Source organism: Kutzneria chonburiensis, from assembly GCF_028622115.1.
GTDB lineage: Bacteria > Actinomycetota > Actinomycetes > Mycobacteriales > Pseudonocardiaceae > Kutzneria > Kutzneria chonburiensis.
The window spans coordinates 2,645,491-2,660,728 of sequence record NZ_CP097263.1 but is presented as its reverse complement, the minus strand read 5'-3'; the positions used below and the strand labels follow the sequence as shown (position 1 = coordinate 2,660,728).

The following is a 15,238-nucleotide window of genomic DNA, read 5'->3' as shown; positions in this document are numbered from 1 at the left end:
CATGGCGAGCCCGGTCGAGCTGGACGTCGACGGTCTCCCGGTGCGGCTGTCCAGCCCGGACCGGGTCTACTTCGCCGCCCGCGGCGAGACCAAGCTGGACCTGGCCAACTACTACCTGGCCGTCGGCCCGGGCATCGTGCGCGCGCTGCGGGAGCGGCCATGCATGATGCACCGGTTCCCGACCGGGACCAGCGGCGAGAAGGTGCACCAGAAGCGGGTGCCGGCCGGTGCGCCGCCATGGCTGGAGACCGTGCGGGTGCACTTCCCGCGATACAAGCGCTATGCCGACGAGCTGTGCGTGACCAAGCTGGCCGACGTCATCTGGTCGGTGCAGATGTCGACGGTGGAGTTCCACCCGTGGAACTCGCGGCGGGCCGACACCGAGCGGCCCGACGAGTGGCGTATCGACCTGGACCCGATGCCGGAGTGCGGGTTCGACACGGTGCGGCTGGTGGCCGGCGTGGTGCAGGAGCTGCTGGCCGAGCTGGGCATCACCGGCTACCCGAAGACCTCCGGCGGCCGCGGCCTGCATGTCTACGTGCGGATCCGGCCGGACTGGGAGTTCGGCCTGGTGCGCCGGGCCGCGCTGGCCTTCGCCCGGGAGGTCGAGCGGCGGGCGCCGGACGTGGTGACCACGACGTGGTGGCGCAAGGACCGGGATCCGCGGACCTTGTTCGTCGACTACAACCAGAACGCCCGCGACCACACCATCGCCAGCGCGTACTCGGTGCGGGGCAACGCCGAGGCCACGGTGTCGACGCCGATCCGCTGGGACGAACTGGCCGACGTCGATCCGCGGGACTTCACCATCGCCACCGTGCCGGCCCGGTTCGCCGAGCTCGGGGACCTCCACGAGGGCATCGACGACGTGGCGCACTCGCTGGAGACGCTGCTGGAATGGGCCGAGCGCGACGGCGTGGAGGAGCCGGACGAGTCAGCAGGTGCTTGACCGGCACGGGCGATGGCCCAGCGCGTCGAACAGCACGGCCCGGAACGCCGCGCCGTCCAGGGCCTGATAGGCCTTGCCGCCGGTGACGGCCGCGATCTGGTTGAGCACGCCCATGTCGGCGTCGGGCCCGAGTCCGATGCCGATGATCTCGACCGGCCGGCTGGGGTCGTATTCGGTCCGGAGCTTGGCCAGCAGGCCGTTGAGGTCGAGTCCGCCGGCGCGCTCGTTGCGGCCGTCGGTGATCAGCACCTCGGCGTTGACCTTGGTGGCGTCGAAGTTGTTCTGCAGAGCTTCGAAGCCGGCCAGGGCGGTGTCGTAGAGCGCGGTGCTGCCGCCGACCCGGGAGGGCAGCGTGGCGCCGGCCCGTTGCAGCGCAAGCCGCTGCGGCACGCCGTTGTCCAGGCTGCCGAGCGGCTCCAGTGGCACGAGTTCGGAGGTGGTGAGCGAGAACGTCCACAGGCCGACGGACGTGCTGTCCGGCATCAGGGACAGCCCGGCCAGCGCCCCGTCGCGGGCGACCTCGATCCGGGTCTGGCCGCCGGGCATCGGTTCCTTCATGGAGCCGGAGGTGTCGATGATGGCCAGCGTGCGGCCGTCGAGGTGTACGACGCTCCAGGCCCGCAGCACGGTGGTGACCTGGTCGGCGGTCGGGGCCGGGATGAGTTTCGGCGTCTGGGAGCGGACGCCGTCCTTGCCGCCCCAGGACGACGACGCCACGGCCCGCGGGTCGCGGAAGCCGGCGGCGCTGAGGATGCCCATGGAACGGGCCGAGTGCAGCTCGGCCTCGAACGCGGTCGCGGCGGTGCTGGTGCCGGTCGGCTCGGTGGAGGTGGTGACGCGGACGACGGGATAATCGAACAGGACGCTGCCCTCGGTCGGGTAGACGGCGACGACCTTGGTGCTGTTCTGGGCGACCGAGGCGTTGTTGGCCACGACGGACTGCTCGGTTGCCGAGAACACCGTGTCGGGATGTTGTTGCAGCGCTTGGAAAGCCGCGTCGGTGGTGGTCACGGTGGCGTTGCGCAGCTTGAGCAGCACGGCGATCAGCTGCGGCGGCGGCGCACCGTTGGACGCGGGGGACAGGCTCTGGGCCAGCGCCAGCGTCGCGATGCCCTCGGTGTTGCTGAGCGGGTCGGCGATCATGACGTTGCCGGCGACCAGCTGCTGCCAGGACGTCAACTTGGCCGCCTGCTTGGGGGACGCGGCGATCACCAGCGGCGAGGACGCGATCGAGGGATGCTCGGCCAGCCGCGGCGTCGGCCCGGTGACCCGGCTTTCCAGCTGCTGGGCGGTCGGCACCCAGAGCGCCGAGTCGGGGATCCACAGCGCCGGCGGGTCGATCGGGTTGACCGGCAGGTCCTGCACGACCTGCGCGGCCGGCTCGGCGCTGACCTGCACGGTGGCGCACTGGCCGCCGGCGGTCGGGCTGTCGTGGTTGAACGCGTCGGCGATGGCCTGCACCGGGGCCAGCATCGCCGGCGTGACGGCGACGCGCAGCGGCACGTCCGCGCCGCGACAGTGCGACTGGGCGACGGTGGTGGCCACCACCACGCCGGTCACGGCTAGGGAACCGACCAGGAGGGGAAGCAGGAACGGCCGCAGCGGGTGCTGGGGGCTGCGAGAGTGGTGACGGGCCGCCATGGTGCCTCTCCTCGCGGGTGCGTGGACGTGGATCGCCACGATCTAATACGCGGGGGAGTCCCGGACGGTTCAGGCGGTCAGTGTGGCCAGCGCGTTTGCCGCCGCGTCAACGATGACTGTCCATCGTGGATCCGCGGCAAAACGGTCATAGGGCCCCGACTCGCCGGACTCGGCGAGCATGGGGCGGAGCACCGCGTGCAGTGCCGTGAACGCCTCGACCTCACGATCGTTGCGGCACACGTCGGCGAGATCGTAGGGCGGACGGAGGCCGGCCACCCGGAACACCGTCCACGTCCGGCCGCCGGCCAGGACCGAGAGCTCCTCGATCAGCTCGATCCGCTTGTGGGGTCGTCGGACCTCGGCCGCGCCGACGGACATGCGGTTCCAGTACTGGGCAGCCTGCTCGGCGTCGTCTCGCGTGTCCCACAGCCTGAGCGGGTGATCGCTGGACCAGCCTTTCCAGGGCTTCACCAGCTCCCGGTGCACCGCCGGGCTGTAGACCCCGCGGACCCGGAAGTTGGTCAGGTGACGGCGTTCGATCACGATGCGCGCCAGTCGACCCGGCCCGCGTCCGCGATGCCGGCCGACGACAAAAACGGAGTCGCCGCCGTCGCCCCACTGTGCCGGCAGCACCCACAGCTTCGCGCCGGCGGCGAAGTGCTTGAGCCCGCGGCGCAGCTCCGCCTCCTCCTCGCCGTGCGATGTCTGCTCGGCGACGTTGGCGACAACGCACCATGCCAGGACTTCGGCCTCGGATTCCCCCATGGCGGGCATTGTGGCAATCAGGCGCCGAAGGCCGCCACGATTTTGTCGGTGAGCCGGTCCAGGTAGTCGGCGGCCGGCTCGGAGTTGATCGCGGTCAGTCGCCAGTAGAGCGGGCCGGCGAGGAAGTCCAGGCACAGCTCGACATCGGTGTCGGCCGGCAGCTCGCCGCGTTCGATGGCCCGCGTGACGACGTCGCCGGCCTTGGCGCGCCGGGGATCGCGCACGCTGCCGAGCAACGCCTCGGCCAGCTCCTCGTTGCGGCGGGCCTCGGCCAGCAGGTCGGGGATGATCGCCTGGGCCAGCGGATGCTCCAACGCCGCCCGGCCGTTGGCCAGGTAGGCCCGTACGTCGCCCCACAGGCTGCCGGTGTCGGGGACGTCGATCGCCGCCACCGCGACCGAGGACGTCAGCTCGACGGCCATGCGTTGCTTGGACGGCCAGCGCCGGTAGATCGCCGCCTTGCCGACGCCGGCCCGCTTGGCCACGGCGTCCACCGACAACCGACCGTATCCGGTCTCGGCCAGCTCCTCGAAGAAGGCGGTGCCGATCGCGTCCGTGACGTCGTCGCGCAGTGCCTTGCCTGCGGTCATGACAGCCAGCCTAACACGGAACGGAACGGTTGCGTCTCGTCAACGGGCGAGCTACGGTTTGATGGAACGATACCGATCCGTTCCGTTGAAAGGTACAGGTCATGAAGTTCCTGTTTGAGGACGAGTCGTTCTCCTTCGAGACACTGCGGGCCGCCGGCTTCGCCAACTACGGCGGTGCCGACCTGGGCGAGATCCTGGTGACGGCCCGGCGCATCCCGGAGGGCGACGAGGTCGCGTGGCACCGCGAGTGGAAGGCCACGGCCGAGCGGGTGGAGGCGCTCGGCCGCGAGTCGCTGGCCACCGGCCGCAAGGTCAGCGCCCGGGAGGCGTTGCTGCGGGCGTCCAACTACTTCCGCACCGCCGAGTTCTACCGCCGTGACGACCCGAAGAACGACCCCGAGGTGGTCGAGCTGTCAGCCCGCTCGCGCGACACCTTCATCACCGCCGCCGAGCTGTTCGACTTCGACTTCCAGCAGGTCGAAATCCCTTACGAGGGCACGACTCTGCCCGGCTACCTGTACTCGCTGGGCTACGCGCCGCGGCCGACGATCATCTACAACTCCGGCTACGACTCGACCCTGGAGGAGTCGTACTTCGCCATCGCCGCCGCGGCGCTGGCCCGTGGCTACAACGTGTTGGCGTCCGACGGCCCCGGCCAGGGTGCGGCGCTGCGCAAGCAGGGGCTGGTGTTCCGGCCCGATTGGGAGGCGGTGATCACGCCCGTGATCGACTTCGCGCTGACCCGCCGCGAAGTCGATCCTGACCGGATCGCGCTGTTCGGCTACAGCCTCGGCGGCTACCTCGTGGCCCGTGCCGCCGCCTTCGACCAGCGGCCGGCCGCGATCGTCCTCGACGACGGCGTCTTCGACTTCTACGCCGCCATGAGGAACTCGATGCCGCCGTTCCTGACCGAGTGGATCGAGCAGGGCCGCGACGACGCCGCGATCCCCGTGCTGGCCATGCTGCGGGCCTTCAGCACCCAGGTGCGGTGGGCCATGCGCAACGGCGTGTGGGCCATGGGCGTCGACTCCGATGCCGCGCTGGCCCGGGAGTTCCGCCGCTACACGCTGGACGGCGTCGCCGACCGGATCACGTCGGCGACGCTCGTCCTGGACGCCGAGAACGACCAGTTCTTCAAGGGGCAGCCGGAAAAAGTGGCGCAGGCGCTGACCAAGGCGCCGACCACGCTCGTGACCCTCAGCGAGGCCGAAGGCGCCGGCGAGCACTGCCACATGGGCGCGATGTCTCGCGCCCACCAGGTCATCTTCGACTGGCTGGACTCAGCAGTCGCGTAGTTCGGGGCTCTGGTTCAACAGTTGGCCGCGCGGCGACACGAAGGTGCGGTACCGGTCACTGTCCACTGCGGACGGTCGGAAGGCCGCGACCCGGTGGCAGTTCTGGAACGCCAGCGTCACGCCGAAGTGGCGTTCCAGCCCGCCGCGGATGGCATCCGAGGCCAACGCGCGCAGCAGTTGCCCGCGTTCGGCCTCGCTCGGCGGGGGCGTGGCGTGCTCCGCGAAGTCGCCGCTCAGGTCGGCGGCGACGCCGCTGATCACCTGCCAGGCGTAGGGCAGCGAGTCGCGCACGCAGGCGACGAACTCGTCGTCGGTGACGTCGCCGCTGGTGGCGCGGGCGAGCAGCGCGTCGGACACGTCCAGGGACATGGGCTCGAACCTCCGGTGATCGTGGGCTGCTACCGTTCTACTGAACATTGAAATCATTATCAACAGGGGTCACCCGAATGAAGATCGCCTTCGTCGGCAAGGGCGGCAGCGGCAAGACGACGCTGTCCGCGCTGTTCACCCGCCGGCTCGTTGCCGCCGGCGCGCCCGTGCTCGCCATCGACGCCGACATCAACCAGCACCTGGCCGCCGCGCTGGGCGCCAGCGACGAGCAGGCGCTGACGCTGCCCACGCTCAGCGCCCACCTGCCGCTGATCAAGGATTGGCTGCGCGGCAGCAATCCCCGCATCGCCGCGGCGTCGCAGATGATCAAGACGACCCCGCCCGGCAGCGGCTCACGGCTGCTGAAAGTGGTGGAGGACAACCCGATCTACGCCGCCTGCGTACGGGAGGTCGACGGCGCGCGACTGGCGCTGACCGGGCCTTTCACCGACGACGACCTCGGCGTCGCCTGCTACCACTCCAAGGTCGGGGCGGCCGAGCTGCTGCTCAACCACCTGGCCGACGAGGCCGGGGAGTACGTCGTGGTCGACATGACCGCCGGCGCCGACTCCTTCGCTTCCGGGCTGTTCACCCGGTTCGACCTCACCGCGCTGGTGTGCGAGCCGACGCTGCGCAGCGTCGGCGTCTACCGGCAGTACCTGGGCTACGCCAAGGACTTCGGCATTCGGGTCGCGGTGATCGGCAACAAGGTCTGCGACCAGGACGACCTGGATTTCCTGCGTGATCAGGTCGGCGACGACCTGTTGTGCTGGCTGGGGCGCTCGGACCACGTCCGGTCGGCCGAACGCGGTCAGGTGCGGCCGGTCGACGAGCTGGAGCCGGACAACCTCGCCGCGCTCGACACGATCCGTGTCGCGTTGGACGGCGCCCAACGCGATTGGGTGGCGTACCAGCGGCTGGCGGTGGAGTTCCACCTGCGCAACGCCCGGGCCTGGGCCGGGGAAGACCTTGCCGCGCAGGTGGACCCGGACTTCGTGCACTAGCGGCGGGAGCTCGGTCGCGGCACCCACGATTGTGGTCGGCCCGGACCGAGCTCCGATCCGGCCGGCCGGGCGGGGTCGGTCCGGGTGAGGTCGGGCCGGCGGCCTCAGCTCGTGGGGTCCTCGTCGCCGATGGCCACCGAGTCGATCCGGCCGGACTGGACCACGTTGTGCACCTTGCCGTCGACCACGTTCTTGGTCTCCACGGCCTCGCCGGTCTCGTCGCCGGCGTGCGCGTTGTCGCCGACGGCGATGTTGTCGGCGTTGATGGTGCCGCCGAACATCTGGATGCCCTTGTTCACGTGCTGCGCCATGGGCCCATTGTCGCAGCGAAGCCTAAGATCATGGGTGTGACCGACACCGAGGTGCTGCGCAAGGACAACCGCTACGAGCTGCGGATCGACGGCAAGCTGGCCGGCCTGGCGGCCTTCCTGGACCGCGACGGCCAGCGGGTTTTCCATCACACGGAGGTCAACAACGCCTATCGGGGCCAGGGACTGTCCACTGTGCTCATCGAGCAGGCCCTGGCCGACACCAAGGAGGCGGGCCTGCGGATCGTGGCGGTGTGCCCGGCGGTGGCGGCATATCTGGGCAAGCACGACGGGTTCGCCGACGTGACCGACCCGGTGACCGACGAGATCATGGATTGGCTCGAGGCGAAGTTCGACAAGAAGCGATAGGCAGCACGTCGGCCAGCGCGACGGTGGCCGGTGGCGGCAGCGGCCGGGCGTGCTCGGCGCGGAACGAGTCGAGCAGGTAGGCGACCAGGCGCTTGGACGTCGCCAGCGCCGCCTCCGGGGTGTCGGCGACGATGCCGTTGTTGGCCATCAACACCAGGGTCAGGTCGGCCGGCACGAAGTCGGGGCGCAGCTGCCCGGCCTGCTTGGCCCGCTCGATCAGCAGCTCGATGCCGCGCAGGGCGCGGGCGTGCTCACGCTGGAATTCGACGGTGGTGGGGAAGGACGCCAGGAACACGGCGCTGAAGCCCCGGTCAGCGGCCTGCATCTCGGCGATCTGCTCGATCACGCCGGTCAGGCCGCGCCACGGGTCGGAATCGGCCACGGCCGCGTCCATGGTGGCCACGCAGGCCGCGAACTGGTCCGCGAAGACCTCGTTGACCAGCGATTCCTTGGTCGGGAAGCGGCGGTAGAGGGTGGCCACGCCGACACCGGCCCGGCGGGCGATGGTGGCCATCTGCACGTCGAGGCCGCGCTCGGCGAACAGGTCACGGGCGACGGCGAGGATGCGGCCGCGGTTCTCGGCGGCGTCCGAGCGTAGGTGAGACGTCGCGGTGCTCATGTCTCTCACTTTAGCGTAAGTGGACTAGGTGCTCCACTTCTGGTGATACCGTTTCGGTAATCGCCCAGAATGGAGGACCGATGAATTTCCAGGGAACGGTGGCCGGTCGCGTGGTCAGCGGATTCAACGGCCGAATGCTGCGATTGCGCTCGTCGCGGCTGTTCGGTCGGGTGGTCCGCCGCTACCTCACCGAGGTCAGCTACACCGGCCGGCGGTCCGGGCGCACCTTCAGCACGCCGGTGGCCTACAAGCGCGCCGGCGCCGTGGTCACCATCCAGGTGATGATGGCCGACTCGAAGAGCTGGTGGCGCAACTTCACCGGCGACGGCGGCCCGCTGACCGTGGACCTGCCGGGCGGTCCGGTCACCGGGCACGCCGTCGCGCAGCGGCTGCGAAAGAACAGGGTGGACGTCACCGTCACGGTGTGACGATTATTTCCCGCCCCAGGTCTGCGGGAATCCCGGCATTTTCTGGCAGCCGCACGTCGAATAGAACAACGGCGGCATTCCGGGCGTGATGAACTGCGACAACGTGTCCTTGGTGATGACCGGCTGGGGCAGAATCCATTCCTTGGGCACCTGCTTGCCGGACAGGATGTCGACCGCGGCGATCACGGCCGTGCGCCACTCGTAGACCGGGTAGGTGGGGGCGATGGCGGTCAGGTTCTGCTGCTGCCACAGCTCCAGGAAGTCCTGCTGGTCCTCGCCGTCGATCGGCGGCACCGGCTTGCCGGCGTCCTGGAACGCCTCCACCGCCGCGGTCGTGGTCGCGCCTGCGTCCATCCACACCGCGTCGAGCGTGCCGAAACGGCTGATGTAGTCGGACACGATCGTCTTGGTCTTGGCCGGATCGCCGTCGGTGAACTCGACGCCGACGACGTTCGCGCCGGCCTTGGCGAAGATGGACTTCGCCGCGGCCCAGCGGTTCTCCAGCGTGTCGACGCCGGGCAGGATGCGCAGCGCGAGCACCTTGCCGCCCTTGGGGATCCGCTGCGCCTCGAACTCGGCGGCGGCCGCGCCGAACGCGTAACCGCCGATCGGGTGCACCACCGAGACCGGGCAGTCCGTGTTGACGCCCCGGTCGAACACCACGATCGGGATGCCGCTCTGGCACGCCTTGGTCACGGCCGGGGTCAGCGCATCGGTCGTGTTGGGCGAGATGATCAGGGCGTCGCAGTTGCGGGACAGCAGGTCGGACAGGTCGGAGATCTGCTTGTCGTCCTTGCCCTGCGCGTCGTCGACCGTGAAGTCGCCGATCTCCGGGTGCAGCGCCACCTCGGCCTTCATCGTGGTCAGGCCGGTGACCCGCCAGGGATTGCTGACGCTGGCGTTGGAGAAGCACAGGTGCCACTTGGGGTCCTTCCTGTACTTCGAGGTGTCCACAAAGGACGCATCGATGGTCTGCGTCCACGGCGTGGCCGGATCACCCTGTGGCGTCTGGGTTCGCTGCTTGAGCTGACGGTCGAAGTCGGCCTGGTTGAAGAACTTGGACTGGCTGGCGTCGGTTGGTCCGGTCGTGCTCGGGCCAACCGCACCGGGCGGCTTGGTCGAGGTGCACGCGGTGACCGCCAGCAGCGCCGCCGCGAGCACGAGTACCTTCCGGGACATGGCATCTCCTTTCGGTCAGCGGTTGCGCCGCAGCCGGTGGGCGGCGTAGGCCACGGCCGCGACGATGAGCAGGCCCTGCACGGTGTCGCGTAGCGGCGCGGCCATGCCGAGCAGGTTGAGCAGGGTGAACATCGCTTGCAGGGCAAAGGCTCCACCCAGCGCGGCCCCGATGCCGCCACGGCCGCCACCGAGTACCGCGCCGCCGAGGACCACCGCCGAGATGGACTGGAAGTCGTAGCCCTGGCCGGCGTTGGCCGACAGCCCGGCGAAGCCGGCGAGCAGGATCGCCGCGGCCGCCGCCAGCAGACCGGACAGCGTGAAGCTGGCGATCTTGACGCGGCGCACCGCCACTCCGGACAGCTCCGCCGCGCGCGTGCCGCCGCCGGTGGCGAACACCTGGTGGCCGAATCGACTGTGGTGCAACAGGAAGTGCGCTGCGACCGCGATCATCACGAGGACCACGACGGCGTACGGGATCGGCCCGATGCCTTCCCGGCCGAACTGCCGGAAGTTCTCCGCGAGCGCGCCGGTCGGCGAGCCGCCGGTCCACAGGAACACCGCGCCGCTCAGCACCAGCATCATGCCCAGCGTGGTGATGAACGACGGCACCCGCAGCACCGTCGTGATGAGCCCGTTGATCACGCCCACCGCCGCGCCGAAGGCCAGCACCAGCAGGATGATCCACCAGGTGCGGCCGGGATCGCCCTCCCCGAGCCGCGCCGCCGCCACCACGCAGGCCGTGATCACCGCGCCGACCGAGAGATCGAGTTCGCCGGCCACGACCACGAAGAGTTGGCCCAGCGCCAACACCGCCAGCGGCGCCGAACGCTTGACGAAGGCCAGGAACGTCGGCGGGTCGGCGAAGGTCGGGTCCCGCCAGACGATGCCGGCCAGCACGACGACCAGCACCACCCAGATCGGCGCGATCCGACGCAGAGCCACGGCGGTGGTCATGGCCGCTCCCGGAAGGCGTACAGCGCGACCGCGGCGATGATGATCACGCCGCGGACCAGGGTCTGCACGAAGGCGTTGGCCTGGAACTGGTTGAACACGCTGTCCAGCACGGCCAGCATCAGCACGGCCGCGACGGTGCCGAGGAGCCGCCCGCGGCCGCCGGCCAGCGCGGTGCCGCCGAGGACCACCGCGGCGATCGACTCCAGGTCGTAGCCGCCATCCGGTCCGACCCAGGGCGCGCCGGCACCGAGGCGGCTGGCCAGGAACATGCCGCTGGCGGCGGCGCACATGCCGGCGAGGACGTGGGCGATCACGACCACCCGACCGGTGCGGATGCCGGATGCCCGCGCGGCCTCCACGTTGCCGCCGACGGCGTACAGGTGGTAGCCGAACCTGGTGCGGTGCAACAGCAACCACGCCCCGGCGACCACCGCGGCCAGCAGGAACACGCTCACCGGCACACCGGCGATCGCGTCGTAGCCCAGCGACTGGAAGGCCTCCGGCACGCTGCCGGCGAAGTTGTCGAACAGCGCGTTGAGGATGCCGCGCACCACCAGCGACATGCCCAGCGTCGCGATGAACGGGTTCACCCGCAGGCCCACGATGATCACGCCGTTGCCGAGGCCGATCACCGCCCCGATCACCAGCGCGGCCGTGATGCCCAGCGGGATGTTGCCCGTGCCGCCCATCACCACCGACGTCGACACGGCGGCCACGCTGACCACGTAGGCCACCGACAGGTCCAGCGACCCCGCCAGCACCACCAGACTCTGGCCCACCGCAACCAGCCCCAACGCGACCGACGACTGGGCGATGTTCTGTAGGTTGGGCAGCGCCACGAAGTTGCCGCCGTCCAGGGCAACCACCAGCCACGCGACGCCGAACAGCAGCACCAGCACCAGCCAGATCGGCCGGCTGGACCCGTTCAGTCGGCCTGCGGTGGTCATACGGGCACGGCCTGTCCGCTGGCCAAGGCCATGATCTCGGGCTCGCCGCTGCCGGCGGGCAGTTGGCCGGCTATGCGGCCGTCGCGCATGACCAGGATGTGGTCGCTCATGCCGATGATCTCGGGGAGCTCGGAGGAGATCATCAAGATGGCGGCGCCGTCGGCGGCCAGCTGGCGCATGAGGTCGTGGATGCCGGCCTTGGCGCCGATGTCGACGCCGCGGGTGGGCTCGTCGAACAGGTAGACCCGGGCCTTGGTGGCGAGCCACTTGACCAGGACGACCTTCTGCTGGTTGCCGCCGGACAGCAGGCGGCTCTCCCGGGACAAGGCCTCGGGGCGGAGGCCGACCTTGGTGGTGAGCTCGGACAACGTCCGCAAGGCGGTGGCGGCGACACGGCCGCTGAGGGCACGGGCGGCCAACAAGCCGTTGTCACGGGCGGAAAGGGGGAGCGCGAGACCCTCAACCTTGCGGTCGGCGGTGAGGAAGGCGATGCCGGCTCGGATGGCTGCACGGGGCGAGGTCAGCCGCCGCGAGCGGCCGTCGATCTCGATGGTGCCGCGGGTGAAGGGCTGCACGCCGAACAGCGCCCGGGCCAGCTCGGATCGCCCGGAGCCGTCGAGGCCGGCCAGCCCGACGATGTCGCCACCGCGCAGGACAAGGTCGATGTCGTGTACGACGTCGTTGCTGCCGCCGGTTACGCGCAACACGACCGGGCCGTGGCCGGGATTAGTTGCCCGGGAAGGGAAGTAGTGGCTGGAGAGCTCGCGGCCGACCATCATGCGGACCAGGTCGGCGGGAGTGATGGCACTGGTGTCCACTGTGTCCACCAGGCGGCCGTCCTTGAGCACGGTGACCCGGTCGGCCAACTGGAACACCTCGGACAGCCGGTGCGAGATGTAGACGACGGTCAGTCCACGTTGGACCATCGCGCGTAATCGCGTGAACAGGGCGTCAACCTCGTGTGGTGCAAGGGCGGCGGTGGGCTCGTCGAGCACGAGGATGCGCGGCCGGTGCACGAGGGCCTTGGCGATCTCCACGTTCTGCTGCTGGGCCACGGAAAGATGCCGAACCAGCGCGCGCGGCGACACGGTGTCCACACCGGACTCGGCCAGCAGCGAGGCGGTCCGGGAGACCATGGCCCGCCGGTCCACCCGCAGCCGTCTGGTCGGTTCCCGGCCCAGGAAGACGTTCTCGGCCACGGTGCGGTCAGGCAACAGGCTGAACTCCTGATGCACCAGGCTGATCCCGGCGGCCATGGCCTGACGGGGATGCTGGAACCGCACCACGCGGCCGTCCAGGGCGAGCTCGCCGGCATCAGGCTGGTACAGGCCGGCGAGCACCTTCATCAGGGTCGACTTGCCAGCGCCGTTCTCGCCGACAACCGCGTGCACCTCGCCCGCCCGCACGCTCAGCGACACGTCGTCCAGCGCGGTCGTGCCGGCGAACGCCTTGCGTACGCCCCGCATCGTCAGCAGCTCGGCCGAACTCGCCATCGAGCCTCCCGGCGGAGATCGGGGTAAGCGCTTTCCCTGGTCGCCCCACAGTCGTCGCCCCCGGCCCGGCTGTCAAGGCTCACGGCACCAGCACGGCCCTTCCGGGCACCCGACCGGCCGCCACCTCGGCCAGCACGTCGGCCGCTTGGTCAAGGGGGAAGCATCGGGTGTGCAGCACGACCCGGCCGGAACGGTCCAGCTCCATCAGGTCGACCAGGTCCCGGTGCGAGCCGATCTGGTTGCCGATCACCACGAGCTCACGGTTGATCATGTCCAGGTGGTTGAGCGTGACCTCGCCGCCGTAGCCGACGATCGAGTAGACGCCGCCCTTGCGGAGCATGCGCATCGCCTGTTCAGGGGCGCGGCCCTCGCCCACCAGGTCCAGCACCGCATCCGCGCCGAGGCCGTTGGTCTCGTCCAGCACCGCCGACAGGCCACCGTCATCGCCACTGGAATGCACCGCGTCCACCGGGTAGCCGCGGGCCCACTCCAGCCGGGCCGGATCGGCCTCCACCACCAGGATCCGGGCCGTGGTCAACACTCGCAGCAGTTGCACGGCCAGGTGTCCGAGGCCGCCGAAGCCGATCACCACGACCGTGCTGCCGGGATAGGTGAAGGGCGCCAACCGCTTGACGGCGTGGATGGCTGTCAGACCTGCGTCGGCGTGCGGCGCCAGCCTGGTCGGATCGGTCTTCGGCGCCAGCTTGACCAGCGACCGGACGCTGGTCCGCAGCAGTTCGGCGTAACCGCCGTGCCAACCGTCGACGCCGGGGAATCGCCATGTGCCGCAATGCATGTCGTTGCCCGATCGGCACGCCGTGCACAGTCCGCATGTGACCGCAGGATGCACGATCACCGGATCACCGGGTGACACCGTTGTCACCGCCGGCCCCACCTCGTGCACCCAACCCGCGTTCTCGTGTCCGAGCGTGTACGGCAGCGTCAGCTTGAACGCCTCGGCCAGCTGACCGTCGAGGATGTGCACGTCGGTGCGGCAGATGCCGGCCCCGGCGATGCGGACGACCACGTCGTGCGGGTCCACCACCTTGGGCTCGTCGACCTCGGTCACCCGGATTCGTTCGCCGTAGCCGATAACCTGGACCGCTCTCATCGATCACTCCCGGGGTCGTGTGGCGAGGTATAGGGTAAGCGCTTTCCCGGCAGCGCGGCGGGAGCGGCGCGACGGAGGTCGGTATGGGCGTGTACCGCGTGCTGGCGAGGCCGCTGTTGTTCCGGGCCGACGCCGAGTGGGTCCACGACCGGGCGGTGCGGGTGGCCGAGGCGGTGGGGAAGGTGCCGGCGGTGTGTGACGCGGTGGCAAAGCATTACGGTGCAACGGATCCACGGCTGGCGGTGGAGGTGGCCGGCATGACCATGTCCTCGCCGATCGGGTTGGGCGCGGGCTTCGACAAGAACGGGCGAGCGGTCGCGGGGTTGGGGGCGCTGGGCTTCGGCCATGTGGAAATCGGGTCGGTGTCGGTGGATCGCTCGGACGGGAACCCGCGGCCGAGGCTGTTCCGACTGCCGTCGGACGAGGCCATCGTGGTGCATTACGGCGTGCCGAACGACGGTGCCGACGCCGTCGCGCACCGGCTGCACGGCCGTCGAAACGGCGTGCGGCTGGGCATCAATGTGGTGAACACGAACCGGGGGATCGCCGCGTCCGAACATGAGGTCATCGACGACTATGTGCGGGCGGTGCGGAGGTTGCAGGGCCACGCGGATTACCTCTGCCTGAACCTGAGCTGTCCGAACACCGAGGACGGTCAACACTTCTTTCTGCGGCGAGGACGGCTGGAGCTGCTGCTGCACGCATTGGCCGAGGTCGGGATCGAGCGTCCGGTGGTGTTGAAGGTGGCGCCGTTCGCGCGGCCGGCCGAGCTCGACGGGTTTCTGACCGCGGTCGGCGGCACGGAATTCGTGCGGGGCTTCTCGGTGAACCTGCCGCCGGGGAAACCGGCCGGGCTGGCCGTGCCGGAGAAAATGCCGGGCGCGGTGTCGGGGCGGCCGGCGGAACGGGCGGCCAATCGGACGATCCGCGAGCTCTATGCGGCGGTGGATCGGAAGCGGCAGGTGATCGTGGGTTCTGGTGGCGTGTTCGACGCTGACGACGCGTATCGGAAGATCCGGCTGGGCGCGTCGCTGGTGCAGCTGCTGACGGCGCTGGTGTACCGGGGACCGTCGGTGGTTCGGGAAATCAACCGCGGATTGCCGGAATTGCTGTCCAGGGACGGATTCGCCAGCGTACGCGAAGCAGTGGGAGCGGACGTGCGGACCTGACCGACAGGGCAGCGCGACTTCGCCATTCGGACACCGCCACGACCGGGG

17 protein-coding genes are annotated in these 15,238 nt (G+C 69.9%); 6 read left to right on the top strand and 11 right to left on the bottom strand.

From position 1 onward, the window contains the following. The first annotated feature begins 1 nt into the window (after nt 1). The gene (gene ligD, locus M3Q35_RS12215) at nt 2–949 is read left to right on the top strand and encodes a non-homologous end-joining DNA ligase (protein WP_273941823.1); all 948 of its coding nucleotides are present in this window, start codon (nt 2–4) and stop codon (nt 947–949) included. On the opposite strand, the gene M3Q35_RS12210 is transcribed toward ligD, so the two are convergent. From M3Q35_RS12210 to M3Q35_RS12200, 3 genes are all read right to left on the bottom strand, one after another. After that, entirely contained in the window at nt 935–2,590 is a 1,656-nt protein-coding gene (locus tag M3Q35_RS12210; RefSeq protein ID WP_273941822.1) for a substrate-binding domain-containing protein, read from the bottom strand. The two genes, ligD and M3Q35_RS12210, sit on opposite strands and share 15 nt — an antisense overlap. A 69-nt stretch (nt 2,591–2,659) precedes the next feature. After that, nucleotides 2,660–3,355 carry a hypothetical protein gene (locus M3Q35_RS12205; protein WP_273941821.1) on the bottom strand — a complete coding sequence of 232 codons (696 nt, stop codon included), beginning with the start codon at nt 3,353–3,355 and terminating at the stop codon, nt 2,660–2,662. A gap of 17 nt (nt 3,356–3,372) precedes the next feature. Further along, entirely contained in the window at nt 3,373–3,945 is a 573-nt protein-coding gene (locus M3Q35_RS12200; RefSeq protein WP_273941819.1) for a TetR/AcrR family transcriptional regulator, read from the bottom strand. A gap of 101 nt (nt 3,946–4,046) precedes the next feature. Between M3Q35_RS12200 and M3Q35_RS12195 the strand changes: the two genes are divergently transcribed. Next, nucleotides 4,047–5,240 carry an alpha/beta hydrolase family protein gene (locus M3Q35_RS12195; RefSeq protein WP_273941818.1) on the top strand — a complete coding sequence of 398 codons (1,194 nt, stop codon included), beginning with the start codon at nt 4,047–4,049 and terminating at the stop codon, nt 5,238–5,240. Here M3Q35_RS12195 and M3Q35_RS12190 read toward each other — a convergent pair. Then, nucleotides 5,226–5,609, bottom strand: a complete 384-nt coding sequence (locus M3Q35_RS12190; RefSeq protein ID WP_273941817.1) for an SCO5389 family protein — start codon at nt 5,607–5,609, stop codon at nt 5,226–5,228. The genes M3Q35_RS12195 and M3Q35_RS12190 overlap by 15 nt on opposite strands. 77 nt (nt 5,610–5,686) lie before the next feature. On the opposite strand from M3Q35_RS12190, the gene M3Q35_RS12185 reads away from it, so the two are divergent. After that, the gene (locus M3Q35_RS12185) at nt 5,687–6,613 is read left to right on the top strand and encodes an ATP-binding protein (RefSeq protein WP_273941816.1); all 927 of its coding nucleotides are present in this window, start codon (nt 5,687–5,689) and stop codon (nt 6,611–6,613) included. Nucleotides 6,614–6,717: 104 nt separating this feature from the next. Here the strand turns inward: M3Q35_RS12185 and M3Q35_RS12180 are convergent, their stop codons facing one another. Beyond that, entirely contained in the window at nt 6,718–6,924 is a 207-nt protein-coding gene (locus M3Q35_RS12180; RefSeq protein ID WP_273941814.1) for a hypothetical protein, read from the bottom strand. A 36-nt stretch (nt 6,925–6,960) separates the two neighbouring features. On the opposite strand from M3Q35_RS12180, the gene M3Q35_RS12175 reads away from it, so the two are divergent. Further along, nucleotides 6,961–7,290: a GNAT family N-acetyltransferase gene (locus M3Q35_RS12175; RefSeq protein ID WP_379794680.1), complete on the top strand. Its 330-nt coding sequence runs from the start codon at nt 6,961–6,963 to the stop codon at nt 7,288–7,290. Here M3Q35_RS12175 and M3Q35_RS12170 read toward each other — a convergent pair. Beyond that, complete coding sequence (locus M3Q35_RS12170) at nt 7,250–7,909, bottom strand: TetR/AcrR family transcriptional regulator (RefSeq protein ID WP_273941811.1); 660 nt, start codon at nt 7,907–7,909, stop codon at nt 7,250–7,252. The two genes, M3Q35_RS12175 and M3Q35_RS12170, sit on opposite strands and share 41 nt — an antisense overlap. A gap of 80 nt (nt 7,910–7,989) precedes the next feature. On the opposite strand from M3Q35_RS12170, the gene M3Q35_RS12165 reads away from it, so the two are divergent. Then, entirely contained in the window at nt 7,990–8,337 is a 348-nt protein-coding gene (locus tag M3Q35_RS12165; RefSeq protein ID WP_273941810.1) for a hypothetical protein, read from the top strand. Nucleotides 8,338–8,340: 3 nt separating this feature from the next. Here M3Q35_RS12165 and M3Q35_RS12160 read toward each other — a convergent pair whose 3' ends face one another. The 5 genes from M3Q35_RS12160 to M3Q35_RS12140 form a co-directional block, all read right to left on the bottom strand. Continuing rightward, nucleotides 8,341–9,516 carry a substrate-binding domain-containing protein gene (locus tag M3Q35_RS12160; RefSeq protein WP_273941809.1) on the bottom strand — a complete coding sequence of 392 codons (1,176 nt, stop codon included), beginning with the start codon at nt 9,514–9,516 and terminating at the stop codon, nt 8,341–8,343. A 15-nt stretch (nt 9,517–9,531) separates the two neighbouring features. Beyond that, the gene (locus M3Q35_RS12155) at nt 9,532–10,470 is read right to left on the bottom strand and encodes an ABC transporter permease (protein ID WP_273941808.1); all 939 of its coding nucleotides are present in this window, start codon (nt 10,468–10,470) and stop codon (nt 9,532–9,534) included. After that, the gene (locus M3Q35_RS12150) at nt 10,467–11,417 is read right to left on the bottom strand and encodes an ABC transporter permease (RefSeq protein WP_273941807.1); all 951 of its coding nucleotides are present in this window, start codon (nt 11,415–11,417) and stop codon (nt 10,467–10,469) included. The genes M3Q35_RS12155 and M3Q35_RS12150 overlap by 4 nt, the downstream gene beginning before the upstream one ends. Continuing rightward, entirely contained in the window at nt 11,414–12,910 is a 1,497-nt protein-coding gene (locus tag M3Q35_RS12145) for a sugar ABC transporter ATP-binding protein (RefSeq protein ID WP_273941806.1), read from the bottom strand. Before M3Q35_RS12145 ends, M3Q35_RS12150 begins: the two co-directional genes overlap by 4 nt. Before the next feature lie 79 nt (nt 12,911–12,989). After that, a complete protein-coding gene (locus tag M3Q35_RS12140; RefSeq protein WP_273941805.1) occupies nt 12,990–14,021 on the bottom strand; it encodes an NAD(P)-dependent alcohol dehydrogenase in 1,032 nt (343 codons plus the stop codon). Nucleotides 14,022–14,104: 83 nt separating this feature from the next. Here M3Q35_RS12140 and M3Q35_RS12135 point away from each other — a divergent pair, with 83 nt between their 5' ends. Continuing rightward, the gene (locus M3Q35_RS12135) at nt 14,105–15,190 is read left to right on the top strand and encodes a quinone-dependent dihydroorotate dehydrogenase (protein WP_273941804.1); all 1,086 of its coding nucleotides are present in this window, start codon (nt 14,105–14,107) and stop codon (nt 15,188–15,190) included. The last annotated feature ends 48 nt before the right edge of the window (nt 15,191–15,238 follow it).

Excerpts from the sequence above, each read along its gene's own strand:
- ligD (WP_273941823.1), top strand. The coding sequence starts at position 2 with ATGGCGAGCCCGGTCGAGCTGGACGTCGACGGTCTCCCGGTGCGGCTG.
- M3Q35_RS12210 (WP_273941822.1), bottom strand. The coding sequence starts at position 2,590 with ATGGCGGCCCGTCACCACTCTCGCAGCCCCCAGCACCCGCTGCGGCCG.
- M3Q35_RS12205 (WP_273941821.1), bottom strand. The coding sequence starts at position 3,355 with ATGGGGGAATCCGAGGCCGAAGTCCTGGCATGGTGCGTTGTCGCCAAC.
- M3Q35_RS12200 (WP_273941819.1), bottom strand. The coding sequence starts at position 3,945 with ATGACCGCAGGCAAGGCACTGCGCGACGACGTCACGGACGCGATCGGC.
- M3Q35_RS12195 (WP_273941818.1), top strand. The coding sequence starts at position 4,047 with ATGAAGTTCCTGTTTGAGGACGAGTCGTTCTCCTTCGAGACACTGCGG.
- M3Q35_RS12190 (WP_273941817.1), bottom strand. The coding sequence starts at position 5,609 with ATGTCCCTGGACGTGTCCGACGCGCTGCTCGCCCGCGCCACCAGCGGC.
- M3Q35_RS12185 (WP_273941816.1), top strand. The coding sequence starts at position 5,687 with ATGAAGATCGCCTTCGTCGGCAAGGGCGGCAGCGGCAAGACGACGCTG.
- M3Q35_RS12180 (WP_273941814.1), bottom strand. The coding sequence starts at position 6,924 with ATGGCGCAGCACGTGAACAAGGGCATCCAGATGTTCGGCGGCACCATC.
- M3Q35_RS12170 (WP_273941811.1), bottom strand. The coding sequence starts at position 7,909 with ATGAGCACCGCGACGTCTCACCTACGCTCGGACGCCGCCGAGAACCGC.
- M3Q35_RS12165 (WP_273941810.1), top strand. The coding sequence starts at position 7,990 with ATGAATTTCCAGGGAACGGTGGCCGGTCGCGTGGTCAGCGGATTCAAC.
- M3Q35_RS12160 (WP_273941809.1), bottom strand. The coding sequence starts at position 9,516 with ATGTCCCGGAAGGTACTCGTGCTCGCGGCGGCGCTGCTGGCGGTCACC.
- M3Q35_RS12155 (WP_273941808.1), bottom strand. The coding sequence starts at position 10,470 with ATGACCACCGCCGTGGCTCTGCGTCGGATCGCGCCGATCTGGGTGGTG.
- M3Q35_RS12150 (WP_273941807.1), bottom strand. The coding sequence starts at position 11,417 with ATGACCACCGCAGGCCGACTGAACGGGTCCAGCCGGCCGATCTGGCTG.
- M3Q35_RS12145 (WP_273941806.1), bottom strand. The coding sequence starts at position 12,910 with ATGGCGAGTTCGGCCGAGCTGCTGACGATGCGGGGCGTACGCAAGGCG.
- M3Q35_RS12140 (WP_273941805.1), bottom strand. The coding sequence starts at position 14,021 with ATGAGAGCGGTCCAGGTTATCGGCTACGGCGAACGAATCCGGGTGACC.
- M3Q35_RS12135 (WP_273941804.1), top strand. The coding sequence starts at position 14,105 with ATGGGCGTGTACCGCGTGCTGGCGAGGCCGCTGTTGTTCCGGGCCGAC.